At 54.8% G+C, this 17,328-nt stretch carries 20 protein-coding genes; 10 read left to right on the forward strand and 10 right to left on the reverse strand.

The window, feature by feature from the left end; translation table 11 throughout:
• Nucleotide 1: 1 nt before the first annotated feature.
• The 4 genes from AC2FIS_RS08785 to AC2FIS_RS08800 all read right to left on the reverse strand — a co-directional run bounded on the left by AC2FIS_RS08785 (nucleotide 2) and on the right by AC2FIS_RS08800 (nucleotide 4,263).
• Nucleotides 2-1,126: an ABC transporter permease gene (locus AC2FIS_RS08785; protein WP_496772892.1), complete on the reverse strand. Its 1,125-nt coding sequence runs from the start codon at nucleotides 1,124-1,126 to the stop codon at nucleotides 2-4.
• An 81-nt stretch (nucleotides 1,127-1,207) separates the two neighbouring features.
• Complete coding sequence (locus AC2FIS_RS08790; RefSeq protein ID WP_496725127.1) at nucleotides 1,208-2,149, reverse strand: sugar ABC transporter substrate-binding protein; 942 nt, start codon at nucleotides 2,147-2,149, stop codon at nucleotides 1,208-1,210.
• Between the two features lie 136 nt (nucleotides 2,150-2,285).
• Nucleotides 2,286-3,284 (reverse strand): inositol 2-dehydrogenase, encoded by a 999-nt coding sequence (gene iolG / locus AC2FIS_RS08795; protein WP_496772893.1) that lies wholly within the window; start codon nucleotides 3,282-3,284, stop codon nucleotides 2,286-2,288.
• Nucleotides 3,285-3,360: 76 nt separating this feature from the next.
• Complete coding sequence (locus AC2FIS_RS08800) at nucleotides 3,361-4,263, reverse strand: LysR substrate-binding domain-containing protein (protein ID WP_496772895.1); 903 nt, start codon at nucleotides 4,261-4,263, stop codon at nucleotides 3,361-3,363.
• A gap of 173 nt (nucleotides 4,264-4,436) precedes the next feature.
• Here AC2FIS_RS08800 and ugpB point away from each other — a divergent pair, with 173 nt between their 5' ends.
• The 8 genes from ugpB (at nucleotide 4,437) to AC2FIS_RS08840 (ending at nucleotide 11,383) form a co-directional block, all read left to right on the forward strand.
• Nucleotides 4,437-5,747, forward strand: coding sequence for a sn-glycerol-3-phosphate ABC transporter substrate-binding protein UgpB (gene ugpB / locus AC2FIS_RS08805; RefSeq protein ID WP_496772896.1), 1,311 nt, complete (start codon nucleotides 4,437-4,439; stop codon nucleotides 5,745-5,747).
• Between the two features lie 61 nt (nucleotides 5,748-5,808).
• A complete protein-coding gene (gene ugpA / locus AC2FIS_RS08810) occupies nucleotides 5,809-6,690 on the forward strand; it encodes a sn-glycerol-3-phosphate ABC transporter permease UgpA (RefSeq protein WP_058274560.1) in 882 nt (293 codons plus the stop codon).
• Between the two features lie 20 nt (nucleotides 6,691-6,710).
• Nucleotides 6,711-7,547: a sn-glycerol-3-phosphate ABC transporter permease UgpE gene (gene ugpE / locus AC2FIS_RS08815; protein WP_058274572.1), complete on the forward strand. Its 837-nt coding sequence runs from the start codon at nucleotides 6,711-6,713 to the stop codon at nucleotides 7,545-7,547.
• Between the two features lie 3 nt (nucleotides 7,548-7,550).
• Complete coding sequence (gene ugpC, locus AC2FIS_RS08820; RefSeq protein ID WP_496772897.1) at nucleotides 7,551-8,606, forward strand: sn-glycerol-3-phosphate ABC transporter ATP-binding protein UgpC; 1,056 nt, start codon at nucleotides 7,551-7,553, stop codon at nucleotides 8,604-8,606.
• Nucleotides 8,606-9,547, forward strand: a complete 942-nt coding sequence (locus AC2FIS_RS08825) for a glycerophosphodiester phosphodiesterase family protein (protein ID WP_496772898.1) — start codon at nucleotides 8,606-8,608, stop codon at nucleotides 9,545-9,547. The genes ugpC and AC2FIS_RS08825 overlap by 1 nt, the downstream gene beginning before the upstream one ends.
• Nucleotides 9,548-9,738: 191 nt before the next feature.
• The gene (locus AC2FIS_RS08830) at nucleotides 9,739-10,158 is read left to right on the forward strand and encodes a hypothetical protein (protein WP_496772899.1); all 420 of its coding nucleotides are present in this window, start codon (nucleotides 9,739-9,741) and stop codon (nucleotides 10,156-10,158) included.
• Nucleotides 10,155-10,685 carry a plastocyanin/azurin family copper-binding protein gene (locus AC2FIS_RS08835; RefSeq protein WP_496772900.1) on the forward strand — a complete coding sequence of 177 codons (531 nt, stop codon included), beginning with the start codon at nucleotides 10,155-10,157 and terminating at the stop codon, nucleotides 10,683-10,685. Before AC2FIS_RS08830 ends, AC2FIS_RS08835 begins: the two co-directional genes overlap by 4 nt.
• Nucleotides 10,682-11,383, forward strand: a complete 702-nt coding sequence (locus tag AC2FIS_RS08840; protein ID WP_496772901.1) for an RNA polymerase sigma factor — start codon at nucleotides 10,682-10,684, stop codon at nucleotides 11,381-11,383. Before AC2FIS_RS08835 ends, AC2FIS_RS08840 begins: the two co-directional genes overlap by 4 nt.
• 121 nt (nucleotides 11,384-11,504) lie before the next feature.
• Here AC2FIS_RS08840 and AC2FIS_RS08845 read toward each other — a convergent pair whose 3' ends face one another.
• From AC2FIS_RS08845 to AC2FIS_RS08865, 5 genes are all read right to left on the reverse strand, one after another.
• Nucleotides 11,505-12,353 (reverse strand): enoyl-CoA hydratase/isomerase family protein, encoded by an 849-nt coding sequence (locus AC2FIS_RS08845; protein ID WP_496772903.1) that lies wholly within the window; start codon nucleotides 12,351-12,353, stop codon nucleotides 11,505-11,507.
• Between the two features lie 84 nt (nucleotides 12,354-12,437).
• Entirely contained in the window at nucleotides 12,438-13,226 is a 789-nt protein-coding gene (locus tag AC2FIS_RS08850) for an SDR family NAD(P)-dependent oxidoreductase (RefSeq protein ID WP_496772904.1), read from the reverse strand.
• Between the two features lie 12 nt (nucleotides 13,227-13,238).
• Nucleotides 13,239-13,694 (reverse strand): LLM class flavin-dependent oxidoreductase, encoded by a 456-nt coding sequence (locus tag AC2FIS_RS08855; RefSeq protein ID WP_496772905.1) that lies wholly within the window; start codon nucleotides 13,692-13,694, stop codon nucleotides 13,239-13,241.
• Nucleotides 13,695-13,703: 9 nt separating this feature from the next.
• Nucleotides 13,704-14,480 (reverse strand): CmcJ/NvfI family oxidoreductase, encoded by a 777-nt coding sequence (locus tag AC2FIS_RS08860; RefSeq protein WP_496772906.1) that lies wholly within the window; start codon nucleotides 14,478-14,480, stop codon nucleotides 13,704-13,706.
• Nucleotides 14,481-14,535: 55 nt separating this feature from the next.
• Nucleotides 14,536-15,231, reverse strand: a complete 696-nt coding sequence (locus AC2FIS_RS08865; protein ID WP_496772908.1) for an NAD(P)H-dependent oxidoreductase — start codon at nucleotides 15,229-15,231, stop codon at nucleotides 14,536-14,538.
• Between the two features lie 110 nt (nucleotides 15,232-15,341).
• Here AC2FIS_RS08865 and AC2FIS_RS08870 point away from each other — a divergent pair, with 110 nt between their 5' ends.
• Nucleotides 15,342-16,256, forward strand: coding sequence for a LysR family transcriptional regulator (locus AC2FIS_RS08870; RefSeq protein ID WP_496772909.1), 915 nt, complete (start codon nucleotides 15,342-15,344; stop codon nucleotides 16,254-16,256).
• A gap of 37 nt (nucleotides 16,257-16,293) precedes the next feature.
• Here AC2FIS_RS08870 and AC2FIS_RS08875 read toward each other — a convergent pair whose 3' ends face one another.
• Nucleotides 16,294-16,656 (reverse strand): hypothetical protein, encoded by a 363-nt coding sequence (locus AC2FIS_RS08875; RefSeq protein ID WP_496772910.1) that lies wholly within the window; start codon nucleotides 16,654-16,656, stop codon nucleotides 16,294-16,296.
• A 392-nt stretch (nucleotides 16,657-17,048) separates the two neighbouring features.
• Between AC2FIS_RS08875 and AC2FIS_RS08880 the strand changes: the two genes are divergently transcribed.
• Nucleotides 17,049-17,328, forward strand: a 280-nt coding sequence (locus tag AC2FIS_RS08880; RefSeq protein ID WP_496772911.1) for a sugar transferase, incomplete at its 3' end; no start/stop codon positions are given.

Below are 17,328 nucleotides of genomic sequence, written 5' to 3' on the forward strand. Positions count from 1 at the left end.
CTCAGCGTTCTCCTGTGATGATGCGACGGATGTAGGTGTTCAAGATCACGGCACCCAACAGGATCACGCCCAGAAACACCCGGAACAGAGAGCTTTCGACCCCGGCAAAGAACAGCCCCTGCTGCACCACACCAAAGATCAGGGCACCAAGTGCCGCCCCAATGACGGAGCCATAACCGCCGGTCAGCAGCGCGCCGCCGATGACCACGGCGATGATCGCCTCGAATTCCTTCAGCAACCCGCGATCCGCGCCGGCAGAACCGAATTCCATCACCTGACAAGTCGCAAAAACCGTCGCGCAGAATGCGGTGAACATGAACATCAAAACTTTGACCCTGTTGACCGGGACACCCGAGTTCCGGGCAGCCTCAGCGTCACCGCCAGAGGCGAAGATCCAGTTGCCGAATTTTGTTTTGGTCAGAAGCACATGGCCGAAGATGATAAGCGCGATGGCCCAAATAATCAGCATGGGGATACCGTCAACCACCGGCTGACCCTCGCGCGTGCCGCGTTCAAAAGTTCCGATTAGGTCATTATCGCCCAACCAAACGAAAAAGCCCTGCCCTATCTTGCCGCCAAACACCGATGCCAGCCAATCGCCCTCGGCTACATCCCGAATGCCGCCAATGATTGTTTTCCGCTCGATTGTTTGCGGTAGAAAAATGGTAAAACCACGCAAAATAAACAGGAAGGCCAGCGTCACGATAAAGCTGGGCAATCCGGTGCGCACGACGATAAAGCCGTTCAGCGCCCCAATTGAAACGCAAAGTACAAAGGTCACCATGATGGCAATCCAAACCGGCCAGCTAAGAGTGACCGAGAAAATCGCGATCATCATGCCCGCGAATCCGATCATTGAGCCGACGGAAAGGTCAAACTCACCTGCGATCATAAGCAAACAGGCTCCGACAGCGATGATCATGAACTGCGCGGAAACCACGGACCAGTTCATCACGCCCTGACTGGTGAACATGCCGCTGTCAAAAGCAAACAGCAGGAAAAACGTGAATACCGCGACTGTGCCGACCATTCCGCCCAATTCGGGGCGTATCAGGGCCTTGCGTAGAGGTGATATCTCTTTTACCCGCTCGTCACCACCGACTGCGGATTGCGCTGACTCAGCCATTGTTGCCTCCTTGGCGCGTTCGTCTGAATGCTTGCATCAGGTGGTGCGGACACACGTCATGCGTCCGCACCGTTTTGAAGATCAGCGGTATTCGCCCGCGAACTCTTCGATCTTTTCCAACCCGTCAGCGGTCACGAAACCGGGGCCTGAGTTGATGTTGTTGCCCGGCAGAACGCCGTAACGGTGGTAGTTCGTCATCACGACGACTGGCAGGTAGGCCTGCAGGAAGGGCTGCTGGTCGATGCCCCACTGGATCACACCGCTTTTGATGCCTTTGACAATTTCACCACCCAGATCGAAGGTGCCGAAGTAAATGTCACCGGCCATGCCATTTTCTTCCAGCGCCAGAATGGTTGGGTCGGCCGATGTCGGGCCAAGTGTCAAAACGGCTTCCGTTTCGGGGTTTGCTGACAGGTATGCCAGAACGCGGTTCTTGATCTCGGCCGGATCCTGTCCTGCGTCGATCATCTGCTCGCCCAGTTCGATGCCCAGACCGTCTGCAAAGCCCTGGCAGCGTTCTTGGCTGGATGGCTGCACGATATAGTGGTTCACGCACAGGAACGAGCTGATGCCATCGCCTTTGGCGCGCTGGCCAGCGGCCAATCCAGCGTCATATTCCGGCTGGCCGACATACATCAGCGCACCAACTTCGCGCGCCTTTTCCGGCGTGCCAGTGTTCATGATGATGACGTCGATACCGGAATCCACGGCGGCTTTGATCGGACCTTCCAGAATGTCCGGGTCGGCCAGCGTAGTGATGATACCATTGGGTCCCGAAGCTGCGGCTTGATCGATGATCCGCGCCATGTCGGCAAGGTCACCGGTAGGCGGGTTGCGATATTCAACCTCGACACCCATCTGATCGCCCGCCAGGGCAATACCGTTCTTGATGGTGTTCCACCAGCTGTCACTGTCCGGGGCATGGCTGACCAGAATATACTTCTCGCCTTCTGCCGCAACGCCTGTGGCGCCGGCAAATGCGACTGCGCTGGCCATCAGCACACCTTTTACGATTTTTTTCATTTCCATTCCTCCCAATAGAAAATTCAATCTTGGTGCCGGGTCTGCCCGGCCATTCGGCTAAACCGAATCTCGTCTGCTCCGATCGGTGATCGGGCTTCCTTCAGTTTCCGGATATCCGATCATTTTGCAACCGGTTTCAAAAAACTTCCTCCATCGCAACGGGCCTTCCGGACTTCGCCGAGCGCGTTGCAGCTTCGGCCATCGCCAACGCCGCGACACCATCCTCAAGTGTTACCGGCACGTCCGACCCGGACTGAACGGCGCGCGTAAACGCATCCCATTCGGCGCGGTAAGCGGCCATGTAGCGTTCAAGAAAGAAGTATGTTGGCTTCGCTCCGGTCACGCCGTCGGCCGTTGATTTAACAACTGAATTCTCAAGGACATTATGCGCCTGCAAAAGGCCCTTTGAGCCCAGCAGTTCGACCCGTTGATCATACCCGTATGCTGCCCGCCGCGAGTTCTTGATAACGGCGAGGCTACCATCCGAGTAAGTCATTGTTACCACAGCCGTATCTACGTCACCGGCCTGCCCTATTTCCGGATCGACGACCGAGGTTCCTACGGCTGAAATGGTGACAGGCATCTGCCCCATCAGGTAGTTGGCCATGTCAAAATCATGGATCATCATGTCCCGGAACAACCCGCCCGATACCTTGACATAACTTACCGGAGGCGGCGCCGGATCAAACGACGTGATGGACAACAGCTCAGCTTTCCCGACCTCCCCACCATCATAGGCAGCTTTTAGCGCCTGGAAATTGGGATCGAAGCGACGGTTGAAGCCAAGCATGACCGGTTGACCAGTCGCGCCTGCAGCTTTTTGGCAAATCTTCGCTCGCTCAAGGTCCAGATCGACGGGTTTTTCGCACAGAACCGCTTTGCCGGCCTGCGTTGCCGCTTCGATCAAGTCGGAATGCGTATCGGTAGGCGTTGCGATCAGAACCGCATCAATCGTTGAATCACCGATAATCTCGTCAGAGCTTTGCACCCTGGCGCCGTACTCAGCAGCCAGACCGACAGCGGCATTATTCACCGCGTCTGAAATAGCCGTCAATTCGGTTTGGGGGTGTGCCGAAATCGCTTCCGCATGCACGCGACCAATACGTCCGGCCCCCAGCAATCCGATCTTCAACATACGGTCCCCCGAATCAATTCTCAGGTGACACAATCAATATTTTTGCAACCGGTTGCAACATTTAATTTCAACCGCCCTATTCTGCCTTGAAAGGCTCAAGGCTGTCTCGAAACTGTTCGATGAATTCCAGGGTCACCAGTGACGGTTGTTTCAAAATCGGGCGAACAAGAGAAAGAGTATGCGGCAGAAATGGCTTAAACGGTCGATAGCTTAACCCGTGGGCTGCGTATTGGACGGCGTCCAGTTCGCTCACGACGGAAACGCCAACGCCTTTCACAGCCAATTCACATGCCGCCGTGAACTGCCTGACTTCAATATGGGAATTCAATTCCACGTTGGCACTTTGAAACGCTTTTGAGAGCCGTCCGAAAAAGTCGCTGTCGCGTCGTGTGTGGATAATTTTGCTATTTACGAGGTCCGCCGGTGTAACCTCAGAGAGGTTTTCCAATTCACTTCCGGTGGGAAACACACAAACCGTCCGGACCTCGATATCCCAGCTTTCGACAGCGGGGTGACCGTTAAAGCTGTCGGTGATCCCGAAATCATACTGCTCGCCGATCATCCATTCGAGAATGCGCTCGGGTCTGTCAGGTTCGATCGTCAGGGTGACGCCGGGCCGATCCGTCAAGAATCTGGCGACAACGTCGGGTAAATGGCTAGTGGCAAATCCGGGCAAGCAAGCAACACGGATGTGCCCTGCTTTGCGCTGTGTAATGTCCTGGCTGACGTCAGAGATTTGCCTCATCAGTTCCAGAACACGCTCGACGCTGGGCAAAAGATACCGCACCTCCTGTGTCGGCACCAACCGGCCTTCGCGTCGATCAAAAAGCTGAAACCCAAGTGACTTTTCAAGATCCGAAAGCAACCTGCTGACGGCTGGCTGGCTCACCCCCAGGTCGGTCGCTGCCGCCGTAACAGAGCCGTTGGTGGTTACAGCCATAAGGGCTTCTAACTGCCGGACCCTAAGAATTTGACTCATTACCGATCCCAATCTGCCGCCTTCGCCTCATAACACTATGTTATTTTTTTATCCAGTAAATTGGGCTTGAATTATATTTCTGTAACGTTAACGTCGTGAAATCGTCATGTGTGCCGTTTACCCGTTGCGGTCGGTATTCAACGAAGCATCGAACCTGATGCATGGGAGGAATCATGAAAAAGAATTTTCTCGGCGCTCTTGCCGTTACAACTGCATTGTCCCCAGTGGCGGCAATGGCACAAACCGAGGTTCAGTTCTGGCACGCCTTTACCGGCCGCCTTGGTGAGCTTGTCAAAGCGCAAGTGGAAGAATTCAACGCCAGTCAGGACGAGTATGTCGTGGTTGAAAGCCACAAGGGCAACTACTCGGAAACCCTGAACGCGGGCATCGCTGCCTTCCGCGCCGGTGAGCAGCCGCAAATCCTGATGGTATTCGAGGTCGGCACGGCAACGATGATGTCAGCCGAAGGTGCGATCCGGCCGGTCTACGAAGTGATGGCTGAAAGTGGCGCGTCTTTTGATCCCGACGCGTATATCGGTGCCGTCAAAGGGTACTATACGACCACTGACGGGGACATGCTTTCGCTGCCCTTCAACTCATCCACGCCGGTTTTGTGGGTCAACCGCGACGCCATGCAAGCCGCCGGCGTTGATCCAGACACGGATCTGTCCACGTGGGAAAAGGTTGGAGACGTACTTGAACAGCTCAAGGCCGGGGGCGAAGACTGCCCGCTGGTCACCGCATGGCAAAGCTGGATCCATCTTGAGAACATGTCGGCCTATCACGACGTTCCATTTGCCTCGAAGGACAACGGTTTTGCCGGTCTGGATACCGAGCTGATGCTGAACGGTCCGGCGCAGGTGGCACACCTGACCGCGATGGGTGACTGGGCCAAGGATGGCAAGTTCATCTACACCGGTCGCAGAAACGAAGGTGGTGCGAACTTCCGGTCAGGCGAATGCGCATTGTTCACCGAAAGCTCGGCTGGTTACGCTGGCATCAAGGCAGAGGCCGAATTCGATTTCGACGTCCGTCCGCTGCCCTACTGGGAAGCCGTCACAGGTGAGCCGCAGAACACCATTATCGGTGGCGCATCCCTTTGGGTAATGGAAGGTCATGACCCTGAGGAGTACAAGGGCGTCGGAGAGTTTCTGAGCTTCCTGTCATCGTCTGACGTGCAGTCGGCCTGGCACCAGAACACCGGCTACCTTCCAATCACGGCCGAAGCGGGTGATGCGACCCGTGCGGCAGGTTTTTATGACGAAAACCCCGGCACCGACATCGCTGTGATCCAGATGACCGCGAAAGAGCCGACCGCAAATTCCAAAGGTCTGCGTCTGGGGTCATTCGACCAGATCCGCGGTATCATCGACGAAGAGCTTGAGGCCGTCTGGTCCGGTGAGAAAACTGCTCAGGAAGCGATGGATAGCGCGAAGGAACGTGGTGACGCGCTGCTGCGCCGGTTCGAATCCGCCAATCAATAAGTCGTAACTTCATGCGGGCCCTTTTCGGGCCCGCATTATCTTTCTTCGGTGGAAATTCAGGATGGAAAAACGCGTCACCTTTCGCGGCTGGCTATTGCCATTGGCGCTGATCGCCCCACAGGTCATCATTTCCGCCGTCTTCTTCTTTTATCCCGCCGGTCAGGCGGTTTGGCAGTCCCTGTTCATTCCCGACCCGTTCGGTCTGTCGTCGCAGTTTGTGGGGCTCGGCAACTTTGAGTTCCTGCTGAGCGACAAGTATTATCGCGCATCTTTCGTCACAACCGCCGTGTTTTCGACGCTTGTGACGCTCTGCTCGATGATACCGGCGCTATTTCTGGCAGTTATCGCGGACAGGCTCATTAAAGGTTCGGGTGTTTATCGCACATTGCTGATCTGGCCCTATGCCGTGGCCCCCGCTGTGGCCGGTGTGCTGTGGCTGTTCATGTTCAATACACGCGTCGGTGTGGTGGCGTGGTATCTCAGCCAGCTTGGCTATGACTGGAACCATGTCCTGAACGACACTGAAGCTATGGGGTTGGTTGTTGTCGCCTCAGCTTGGGGCCGCATCAGCTATAACTTCCTGTTTTTCTTTGCAGCGCTGCAATCCGTTCCCCGCTCGGTCATCGAAGCGGCGGCAATTGACGGCGCGCATTTCTGGCGCCGGTTCTTCACGATTGTGCTGCCGCTGCTGTCTCCGACTGCATTCTTCCTGCTGGTCGTGAATGTTGTCTATGCCTTCTTTGAGACCTTCGGGGTGATCCACACGATCACTGGCGGAGGCCCACAACAGGCGACGACGATCCTAGTCTACAAGGTCTTCTCAGATGGGTTTGTCGGGCAAGATCTTGGGTCATCTTCGGCACAATCTGTTATCTTGCTGATTGTTGTTGGCCTACTGACCGTCATTCAGTTCAAATACGTGGAAAAGAGGGTGCATTACTGATGACAGCCCAACAACACGGAATGGTCGAAAAACGCGGCGTAGGCATCTGGTTTACCCATGCGTTCATGATCCTAGGCGTTTTGATCATCTTTTTCCCGATATGGCTGGCCTTTGTGGCTTCGACCGTGACCCAGGCAGACATCGTCTCGCCACCTATGCCCGTAGTGCCGGGTGATCAGTTCTGGGTGAACTACAAAGCGGCGCTGTTCTCGGGTGTAAACGTGCCCGTTGCGACGATGCTGTTCAACAGCCTGGTGATGGCAATTGGCATCGCAGTGGGCAAAATCATCATCTCGCTGCTGTCCGCTTTTGCGATTGTCTACTTCAAGTTTCCAGGCCGTACGACGTTTTTCTGGCTGATCTTCCTGACCCTGATGCTGCCGGTCGAGGTGCGGATCGTTCCAACCTTCGAGGTTGTGGCCGGGTTTGGCATGCTCAACAGTTATTACGGTCTGATCTTTCCGTTGATTGCCTCGGCAACGGCGACATTTCTGTTCCGTCAGTTCTTCCTAACCATCCCTGATGAATTGGCCGAAGCAGCCCGCGTGGATGGAGCCCGCCCGATGCGGTTCTTCATCGACATCGTGGTGCCCATGAGCCGGACCAATATCGCGGCGCTGTTCGTGATCTTGTTCATCTACGGCTGGAACCAATACCTGTGGCCGCTGCTGATCACGACAGACCCTGAAATGAACACCATCGTGATGGGCATCAAGCAGATGTTCCCGTCGGGTGATGATTTTGCGCATTGGCCGACGATCATGGCGACCTCAATTCTGGCAATGATCCCGCCGGTCATCGTGGTGGTGTCGATGCAAAAGCTCTTTGTCCGCGGCCTTGTCGATAGCGAGAAATAAGAAATGGCAACAGTAACCCTAGAGAACGTCAAAAAGAGTTTTGGCCCGACGGATGTGATCCACGGTATTGATGTCGATATCGCAGACGGAGAGTTCATCGTGATCGTCGGCCCCTCGGGCTGTGGTAAATCCACGCTTCTGCGAATGGTGGCAGGGTTGGAGACGGTTACGTCCGGGGAAATCCGGATCGGTGAGGAACGGGCCAACGACAAAGAGCCTATGGATCGGGACATCGCGATGGTGTTCCAGAACTATGCGCTTTACCCGCACATGTCGGTGCGTCAGAATATGGGTTACGGGCTGAAGATTGCCGGGCTTCCCAAAAATCAGATCGATCAAAAGGTGACAGATGCGGCCAAGCTATTGCAGTTGGAACCTTTGCTGGATCGTAAGCCCAGACAGCTGTCGGGCGGTCAACGCCAAAGGGTGGCCATGGGCCGTGCCATTGTCCGCGAACCGGCAGTCTTCCTGTTTGATGAGCCGCTCTCGAACCTCGATGCCAAGCTGCGTGTTCAGATGCGTCTGGAAATCCGAGAGCTCCAGGAAAAGCTTGGAGTCACCTCCCTGTACGTTACGCACGACCAGGTCGAGGCCATGACGATGGCCGACAGAATGATCGTGATGAATGGCGGTATCGCCGAGCAAATCGGGACCCCGTTGGAAGTTTACGAAACTCCCAGAACTCTGTTCGCAGCGCAGTTTATTGGCAGCCCTGCGATGAATGTGTTTGATGCCCAGCGTGAAAACGGGACGGTCAGGATCGGAGAAATTGAGGTTGGCGCATCCCAGGGGCCTGATATCGCAGTAAAATTGGGGATACGACCAGAGCATCTGTTGTTGGACGAAAACGGTCCGTTGGAAGCAGCAATCCAGATTGCGGAACCGTTGGGGGCAAACACTCTATTGCACGGTCAGCTCATAGGCTCTAGCAGCGCGATTACGATAAGCCTTCCGGGTGTCCACCCAATCGAAGGCCAGCATCCGAACATGCGGTTTTCGATCGCCTCAGAGAATATGCACCTGTTTGACCATTCAACCGGCGAAAGGCTGCAAAGCTGATGACGTTTCCACAGGTTGAAGCCTTTCGCGGCGGTGAAAACCTGATCCGGGTTGTGGGGCACCGGGGTGCCCGCGGCGTTTTACCTGAAAACAGCATGATTGGCTTTGACTTTTCGCTGTCCATCGGCGTCCCGCTCTTGGAATTTGATGTCGTTCTGACCGCAGATAGCGTTCCGGTCATAACCCATAACCACCGGCTACACGCACAGACATTTCGCGACGCCAATGGTCGATTTTTGGTGGAAGAGCCGAAGGTTTCCTCGTTGACCGTCGAACAGATTCAGAAATTCGACATCGGACGGTTGGATGGGCATTCGGCCTATGGTCGTCGTTTTCCAGACCAGGCCCAAATGGACGGTGTTCGTGTTCCAACGCTGATGAACCTGCTGGAACTGGTCGATGACCCAAAATACAGCGATGCCTGTCTGATGCTCGAACTAAAGTCTGATCCCGATTTGGCCCATGATGCGTTTTACAGACAGAACTTCGTTGGCCGGGTTCTTCAAGACGTTCGCGCCAAGAGTTTGTCGTCGCGTGCGGTTCTGCACAGCTTTGACTGGGCTCTCTTGGAAGAATGTCAACGACAGGCCCCTGATATGCCGTCTTCTTACCTGACGCAGCTTCCAGATAACGCGGATGATGTGGGCGAGGACTCATCAAAAGCAGTTTGTCCGGACTTTCGTGGCCGTCGCGATGAAATTCCAAAGTTGGTCAAAGAAGCGGGCGGCGCGCTTTGGTGCCCGTATTTTGCGGATGTGACCGCAGAAAGCGTGGCTCTTGCCAAAAAGCTGGGCCTGTGCGTCGCAGTTTGGACAGTCAATGAACACGAAGACATTGGCAAGATGATTGATCTGGGCGTGGACGCAATCGTATCCGACTATCCCGGCCGGGTTCAAAGGCATCTGTCGGACTTGGGGATGAGGTGGAGCGCCGCCCACTAGCAAGGCTATTCCAGGCATGAACGTCGCAAATACGATCCTGATCGCCGGAATACTCAGCGCAGCTGACCACAACGCGGCTGGCCATCAAAAACCAAACGAAGAAACTTGGGAACCTTTTCGCGCGCAGCGCATCCAATAACACAGGTGCCAATTGTGACGCACCGGATGTGAACCCTGGAAAGGACAAGCCCATGACCAAAATCTCTATGTCTGCAATCGGACTGTTGTTTGTCACCGCAACGCTTGCCGCTGCGCATGACGAAAAGGCTCTTATGAATGCACCCGCCGGTGATCCTTATGTGAAAGTGAGCGACGTGCTGCCTCTGCCGGAATTCATCCCGGGCCTTGGCACGCTGTTTGTAGACCCGGCCACCCTGCCCGCTGGTCCATTCCTGGCTTATGATCGCGATGGGCAGTTGTCGGCAACGATCTACATGACCCCACTCGACGATCTGCAGAACGGAGTTTCATTCGACGGGCTAGGTTTGGGGTCGCACACTGTCAGTTCGACAGATGTTTACTTCAACGCCGGCCACTCCGGAGTGGAAAAACCCCACGCACATGTTGTGCTGTTCCATGATGAGGGGGCAAAAGAACGGCTGGCCGAATGATCTGCACGCGACGTCATGCGCTGTGGCTCGCAGGTGGCGCGATCGCTACCTGCGCAGTCACACGATCATCAGGTGCACAAACAGTTATCAATGTTGAAATGCGCGGCAGCGCGCGCGGCGAGAGGGTCTGGTTTGATCCCTTGGGCTTGTCAGTGGCTCCGGGATCCACCATCCGTTTCACCAACCGGGACCCGGGAAACAGCCATACGGTGACAACCTATCACCCCAAGTTTTATGACCGAAAACGTCGCATTCCTGCGGCAGCGGACCCCTGGGACAGCGACTTTCTGCTGCCTGATGCATATTTCGAGGTCACGCTGACAGTTCCCGGGGTGTACGATTATTATTGCCTGCCCCACGAAATGGCGGCGATGGTCGGCCGCATTGTGGTGGGGACCCCCGCCGATGCGGGTTGGGAAGGAACCTCGGAAGATCAAAGCGATGTATCCGATCAGGTTTTGGAGGCATTGCCATTGGCACAGGATATAATCGCGAAAGGTACCATCAAGCGAAAGGACAGATCATGACGGTCGGGACAAGTCGCAAGACGGCAATCCAATACGGAACGACTAAAACCGAAGCAGAGCTTGTAGCCGACGCCCGGAGTGGAAACGAAACGGCCGTCCGCGAACTTGTCCGGCGTCTGAATCCGCGTCTGTTCCGCGTTGCCCGGGGTATCGTCGATACAGATTCCGAAGCCGAAGACGCGCTGCAAGAGGCCTATATGTCCGCTTTCAGCAAACTGGACAGTTTTCAGGAACGCGCAAGCTTTTCGACCTGGATAACCCGGATCGTCATCAATACCGCGCGCATGCAACGCAGACGATTCCGGCCAGAGGAAGAGTACGACACCGTTGAGGAGACTCACCTGTCTCGGATCCTGACATTTCCCGGTCAGAATTCTGAACTTCCCGATGCCGCCATAGGCCGGGCGCAACTCCGCGGATTATTGGAAACCGCGGTTTCCGAACTGCCACCCGATATGCGCCTTCCGTTTTTGTTACGCGAATCCGAAGATATGAGCGTTATGGCCATTGCCCGTGAGCTTCAGATCAATCCGATCACGGTAAAAACGCGCCTATTCCGTGCCCGTCGCCGACTGCGCTCGACGCTTGAACGACAGGTTCGTGGTGGATTCGAAGCGATATTTCCATTCGGAGGCAAGCGATGCGCAAATATGGCAACCGGCGTGATCAGACGCCTGCGGGCTGAAGGCAAACTCTGAATATATACTGGCCGGGGTTCACTGAATGGCGACAGAGCGGATGATCTGTTCTATCGCCAATCAGGACGCGATGACCGGCCAGACAAGATAGTGTAAAGCCGATCAAGTGATCCAACGGCAGTTAACCAGTGATCTCCTGCACTTTCATGACAAGCTCATTCCAATTGCGCTGGTTTTCGATGTCGTGCTCCAAGCCTTGCTCGTCCGCGATCGTGAAACGCTTGATTGCGGGCGTTTTGCTCGTCGCTTGATACAGCCAAAAGGCTTCGGCCTTCAAAGCATCTGCAATGGGTTTGTCGATGGATTCATACACCATCTGCTTGCACGCGTTGATCGATTCAGCCGGGAATTGCGCGATGCGTTTTGCCAGCGCATCGACGTAAGGCCCGATCTCATCAGGCTCCAGCGCTTTGTTGATCGTCCCCATACGTTCGGCATCGTCTGCGTCATAGTCCTGGGCACTTAGGATGATTTCAAGCGCACGACCAAGGCCGGTTTGGCGCGCCATGCGGGAAGCTCCTCCGCCACAAGGCAAAATGCCCATGCCAACCTCCATCTGCATGAACTTGAACTTCCCGCGCGTAGCAAAACGCATATCCAGCGCGAGTGCCAGTTCATGCCCGCCACCGCGCGCGAAACCCTCTAGTTTTGCAATGGTCGCCTGAGGGACTTTGCTAAGGCGCTCGCAAACAGATTGCAGATCCAGCAGCTTCGCGTCTTCGCGCGAAACAGCCTTGGTCGACATGTCCTTAAGCAGCTCGGTATCATAGTGACAAACCCAAATCTCGGGATTTGCGGACTGGAATATCACAACCTTGGTGTCCCGGTCCCGTTCAAGCCGCATCGCAAGACTGTTTAGATCGGCCAACATCTCTTGACCTTGAACGTTTACCGACCCGAAATTGAAGGTCACTGAGGCGATCGCGTTTTCCACGTGGACATCGAATGTTTGGAAATTCTCGTATTTCATTAGGCAGTCCTTTCTTAACCCTCGGCATTAACGATCCGAGGGGTGGGTTGATACGATTGGGATGACGCGCCTATAGCGCGCGGGTTAGGTTTGCTGGCGGGTAATGATTTGAATTGTTCTCATCACGACCATTGCGTGCCCGGGGTTCAAGGCTGCCGGATGCGGATCGGCGAACGCGCCACTGTCATTGTCGAAATAGCGCCCCGAAGCACCCGAGAACTGGTCGCTCAGCGCGGCATCAATCAGAATGTCCGCGCCGATATTAAGATCGTTACCCGCAACACCGAAGCCATCCTTAACCATCTTTGAAGCAAGCAGCGAGCCCGGGTTCACGGCAATCATTGCAGGCCCATCGGGCAGCGCCTTAGCCCATTCTCGCGTCCAAATGGTAATTGCCAGCTTGCTTTGGGCATATGCGTCCATATCAGACAGGCGCGTTTTGCCCTGCATCGCCGCCGGGTTCACCTGTGCCTGAGCCGCCGACGACAGGTTCACGATACGTCCGGATTTGGGCATGATCGGCAACAACAGCTCAGTCAGTAGGTAAGGCGAAAACGTGTTGACGACAAAGCGGATATCGAACCCGTTTTCCAGCACCGGTTTCGGAGCCTTCAGTACACCCGCGTTGTTGATTAATACATCCACTGTGTCATGTTTTGCCCGGATTGCAGCAGCAAGTGAAATCACTGCTGACATATCAGAGAGATCGGCAGAGTATGTCTCGGCTTCGCCTCCCACTGCTTCAAGAGCGGCTTCCAACTTTGACGTACTGCGACCATGCAGAAGAACCCGGTGGCCGTCAGCCGCAAGTTTTTTAGCGGTAAGCAATCCGATACCGTCCGTTGCTCCCGTGACAAGAATGGTCTTTGTCATGTGAGTATTCCTCTATGAAAATTCGGGCAGAAGATCGTCCGCCAGACGCTTGAGTGTTGTTTCGATAGGGCGCTGGTTAGACCTCAGGTTCAGGGCGACGTGGTTTATTCCCAATGCCTTGGCGACGTGTGTCGGGTGGCGCAGGGGCAAAACGATGCTTTCAATGCCAAGCGCTATTCTATCCGTCACTGCTGCCAGCACACCCAAATAGACGAAGGGGTCAAAGATCTGTCCGGGGTCGCCAAAGTTTGGCACGTAGAAGGGCACATCCCGCAACCGGAGGGCTGAAAAGCCCAGCCGCGCGGCCATTTGGGCCGCCTCTAAGTGCGCTTTCATAGTGGGCTCGGATCCGACCGAATAGGCCGCTAACGGCAGCACCAACCCAATACTCAGCCGGTTGGGGCGGAACACTTGGCTGAAGGCCTTGTTAATGGGGGCAAACACGGGGATTTGGTTCTTATCCAACATGACGGTTCCTCAGTAGCGTACCAAAGTGCGGCTCTCGATGCTTTTTCGCGGGATCGTGATTGTCGGGTTCTCGATCATATCGAGTGCGCTATGCGCGACCGAAGGCAGCCCTTGGTTGTCATAGATGTTGAAGATTGCCACCTCATCCGGCGTCATTTTGGACAAGTAGAGCCACTCGTGGCTATCATTTCTCACAAGCCCCAAAATCTGGCCATTGCGGTCCGGGTAAATCAGGTCGAGTAAAACCCAATCTTCCGGATCAATGCTTGATGAACGAACAAATCCCAAAGGAGCGCTGTTGATTGTATGCGCAACAGGGCGCCACACATTGACGAAGGCGTAGTGACCTCTGGCCCAGTCCTCGGCCTTTTCCGGGCCAAGCTGGTCAATCAGCCGCTGCTTGGCGCCGTCCTCGCTAAAGTCGCTGTGGACATTGCGCGCCGGTTTGCGGCTTGCGCCAGGATCATCCATCCGCACGGTGTGGTCAAAAACAAGAACCTCGCGGATATTCAGCTTGCCCTGCAAGAGCAGCGTGATTTCCTGATCATACGGCTGTTTCCATGTTTCGCCTGAAAATGAACTTAAAGAACTCTGAGCGAAGGCAAATTCGAACCCGTCTTCTGCAAAGTTCAAAGGCTGCGCCGACCCACGCATGTCGGTCAGGGGCACTATGGTGGGTGCCAGCTCGGGCGAGATCAAATTGCCAACAATGCCGCCGGCATCCAGCTCGAAGGCTTGCCGCTGTGGTTTGTGGACATGGTAATTCACGATACCAGTTCTTTGCATCTGATCGCTCCTTGTTTGCGCCGATCGGGCAGCCATTGCGCCTATCAACAGGGTGTCAGAACCAGCTCACAGTCTCGGCCATCGGGCGGCGGGTCTTTGGAAACTGAGGATCGCTGGCGCGATGCCCGAAGGCGAACATGACTGCCGGCTTCCATTGGGATGTATCCACGCCGAAATGTTCTGAAAGCGCCGTGGTTGTCAGTTCCATGTCGAACCCTTCAATCGGGCAGGAGTCGATTCCCATCAGGGCAGCCGCAGTCATCATGTTGGCAAGGACAATGTAAGCCTGCTTCCCGGACCAATCCGCAATCTCACGTTCTGATGTGACCCGGTGATCGGTGGATTGGAACTTACCGTAGGCACCATTGAACAGCTCTATAACATCGTCGGGCAGTTGCTTTACGAAGCGGTAGTGGTCCTGGAGGTAGTCCGACCCTGCCGTCATGGTTTCTGCTGTGCTGGCAAGAATGATGCCGAAATGGCTAGCCGTTCCCAATTGGCCTGCACTGCCATTCATCATTCCGTTTGCGCCCCAGGAAAACTCGCGAAAGTGCTCACGCATCTCAGGGGATTGGATGATCAGAGCTTTGAACGGCTCGTGCCCGAAAGAGGTTGGAGACAAGCGCCCGGCCTCAAGAATAGTTTCGAAATTCGCATCACTTATCTTTTTGTCAGCATCAAAAATCTTGGTCGCGTGCCGAAAATTGAAGGCTTCGATGATCTGGGACTGGACGTTGGGGCGGACGGACATGTTTGGCTCCATTTGGTGTGTCGTTCGTTGAGCCTGAATTAACACTTGCAAAAACCGATAAAACTGGAGAAAACCAATTTCAGTTTTCGTATTTTGCGTATAATCGGATCATGGACACTCAAGCCCTTCGTCTTTTCGTGCTTGCAGCAGACAAGCTGAACATCTCGGCTGCGGGACGCGAACTGGGTTTGGTTCCGGCTGTTTCCAGTGCACGACTTGCCAAACTGGAACTTCAGCTGGGCGTTGAGCTTCTCCATCGTTCGACCCGCAAAGTATCTCTGTCACTTGAGGGTGCCGAGTTCCTGCCTTACGCACGTGAAATTCTGGCGCAGGAAAATGCTGCGCTGGCGGCGTTAGGCCAAGGTGCTGCCGAGGCCACCGGCACTCTGCGCTTTACCGCGCCCAGCACTTTTGCCCAGCTATACATCGCACCGGTTCTCGCTAAGTTTCAGGAACAGCATCCCGGAGTCACATTGGACTTGCGCCTGTCGGATACTCAGTTCGACTTGATCGAAGGCAGTTATGATCTTGCGTTGAGGAACGCGCCTTTGATCGACACCAGTCTCAAGGGGCGAAAACTGGCGAATGACAGGCGCATACTTTGTGCCGCTCCTGATTACCTGGAGGCGTATGGCGACCTTGAAACACCGGACGATCTGATGAGCCACAAACTCATAGCATTTCGCCAAATCCGGGCGCGAACGCTGAAGACCGCCCATGGCTCCACCGCGACGTTCGATCCTGGTGCAACAAAATGTCCGCTTATTATGGATGACGGTCTCAGCCAAAAACTGGCAACCGTCGCCGGCGCAGGTATCTCGATGAACTCGTTATGGAGTGTCCAAGAGGAGCTTACTTCAGGCGCGCTCAAGCAGGTTCTGCCTGAGTACGAAGCCGCTGAAGAGAACGTTTTGTGGCTGATTTACCCCAAATCAAACGTGCTTTCCCCTAAAGTTCGGGTATTCATGGATTTCCTGGTCGCCGAGATTGGGGAGAACCCTCCGTGGGAAACATCAGAGAAATAGCCATATGGATGCGTCGGCATCCTGCCAGCGGCATTCGTTAGAACCTTGGTGGGGCTAACGATACCGGCAATGCGGTTTTGCCCCTCGACGCCGGCACGTCTTCGGGCTGAATTTTCGGCAAGTTGCGTTCCCCCTTGATCCCAGCCACAGCCTCAATGGTCACCATAAAGTCGATCAAGTGCACGTTTTCCAAATCACCGATATTGATAGCCCGGAACGGAGCGACAGACTGTCCCATTCGACGATCTGGCTGTCCTTCGCAAGCTTCGGCAGCGGTCAAAAGCCGTATCGCCTCGACCAAAGCAGAGACATGGGCGAAGTCCCGCTTCAAATCGTCGAAGCTGCGGGTATCGATCAGTTCAACCGAGAGGATCTCCTTAGTGAATTTGAACCGCAACATGCCGGGTCAGCCTTAACCATTCGCAAGGCGCATCCAAAGAGTGCGACCAAGAGGGGCTGAGACGCCGACGGCATCGGTCCAAAAGTTCTACGAACCGGTTCCCACCGCAATATGGCGGACTGCCGTTCAGCGATCTCTGACCCCGGCCAGCTTGTGGACATGCATTTTACAGGGGGTCCAACCCCTCATCGCATGCAGGTATCAGGTTGTGTTTACGTGAAGAATCTCCTCCAAACAATTTTTGCAACAAAGCCGATGGAAAATACTGGATTTCGGACCGACCACTATTGAATGCTGTTGACTATCTCACGAAGGAGTTACTAAGAGCTTCTCAAAATCTTGTCCCGCTTTGCGTGTTTAACAATAGATAAAGATTAGGCTTTACAGCACTCATGTTTGATTTCGATTTTTCTAATCGGGAAGCTTCGGGTTCCATTGGCGGGCGGCGCTCGGGCCACCCTGTTCGGGGGGTTGTGTTTCGGATTGTCAAACGAACATTTGATCTTTTGATCAGTGTATTTTTCCTGCTGCCTTTAATGCTGTTGTGTGGTGTTGTTTTGTTGATCCTGAACCCGTTTTGGAACAAAGGGCCGCTATTTTTCTCACAGGAGCGCATGGGTCAGAATTGCTCAGCTTTCACGGCGTACAAGTTTCGTTCGATGCGCCCGGCTC

Source organism: Ruegeria sp. CDSB113 (genome assembly GCF_059611045.1).

Bases quoted from the DNA above. Each gene is read 5' to 3' on its own strand.
- iolG (WP_496772893.1), bottom strand. From the start codon at position 3,284: ATGTTGAAGATCGGATTGCTGGGGGCCGGACGTATTGGTCGCGTGCAT.
- AC2FIS_RS08875 (WP_496772910.1), bottom strand. From the start codon at position 16,656: ATGTTGCGGTTCAAATTCACTAAGGAGATCCTCTCGGTTGAACTGATC.
- ugpE (WP_058274572.1), top strand. From the start codon at position 6,711: ATGGTCGAAAAACGCGGCGTAGGCATCTGGTTTACCCATGCGTTCATG.
- AC2FIS_RS08860 (WP_496772906.1), bottom strand. From the start codon at position 14,480: ATGCAAAGAACTGGTATCGTGAATTACCATGTCCACAAACCACAGCGG.
- AC2FIS_RS08790 (WP_496725127.1), bottom strand. From the start codon at position 2,149: ATGAAAAAAATCGTAAAAGGTGTGCTGATGGCCAGCGCAGTCGCATTT.
- AC2FIS_RS08785 (WP_496772892.1), bottom strand. From the start codon at position 1,126: ATGGCTGAGTCAGCGCAATCCGCAGTCGGTGGTGACGAGCGGGTAAAA.
- AC2FIS_RS08800 (WP_496772895.1), bottom strand. From the start codon at position 4,263: ATGAGTCAAATTCTTAGGGTCCGGCAGTTAGAAGCCCTTATGGCTGTA.
- AC2FIS_RS08840 (WP_496772901.1), top strand. From the start codon at position 10,682: ATGACGGTCGGGACAAGTCGCAAGACGGCAATCCAATACGGAACGACT.
- AC2FIS_RS08825 (WP_496772898.1), top strand. From the start codon at position 8,606: ATGACGTTTCCACAGGTTGAAGCCTTTCGCGGCGGTGAAAACCTGATC.
- ugpC (WP_496772897.1), top strand. From the start codon at position 7,551: ATGGCAACAGTAACCCTAGAGAACGTCAAAAAGAGTTTTGGCCCGACG.
- AC2FIS_RS08835 (WP_496772900.1), top strand. From the start codon at position 10,155: ATGATCTGCACGCGACGTCATGCGCTGTGGCTCGCAGGTGGCGCGATC.
- AC2FIS_RS08865 (WP_496772908.1), bottom strand. From the start codon at position 15,231: ATGTCCGTCCGCCCCAACGTCCAGTCCCAGATCATCGAAGCCTTCAAT.
- AC2FIS_RS08845 (WP_496772903.1), bottom strand. From the start codon at position 12,353: ATGAAATACGAGAATTTCCAAACATTCGATGTCCACGTGGAAAACGCG.
- AC2FIS_RS08855 (WP_496772905.1), bottom strand. From the start codon at position 13,694: ATGTTGGATAAGAACCAAATCCCCGTGTTTGCCCCCATTAACAAGGCC.
- AC2FIS_RS08850 (WP_496772904.1), bottom strand. From the start codon at position 13,226: ATGACAAAGACCATTCTTGTCACGGGAGCAACGGACGGTATCGGATTG.
- ugpA (WP_058274560.1), top strand. From the start codon at position 5,809: ATGGAAAAACGCGTCACCTTTCGCGGCTGGCTATTGCCATTGGCGCTG.
- AC2FIS_RS08870 (WP_496772909.1), top strand. From the start codon at position 15,342: ATGGACACTCAAGCCCTTCGTCTTTTCGTGCTTGCAGCAGACAAGCTG.
- AC2FIS_RS08830 (WP_496772899.1), top strand. From the start codon at position 9,739: ATGACCAAAATCTCTATGTCTGCAATCGGACTGTTGTTTGTCACCGCA.
- ugpB (WP_496772896.1), top strand. From the start codon at position 4,437: ATGAAAAAGAATTTTCTCGGCGCTCTTGCCGTTACAACTGCATTGTCC.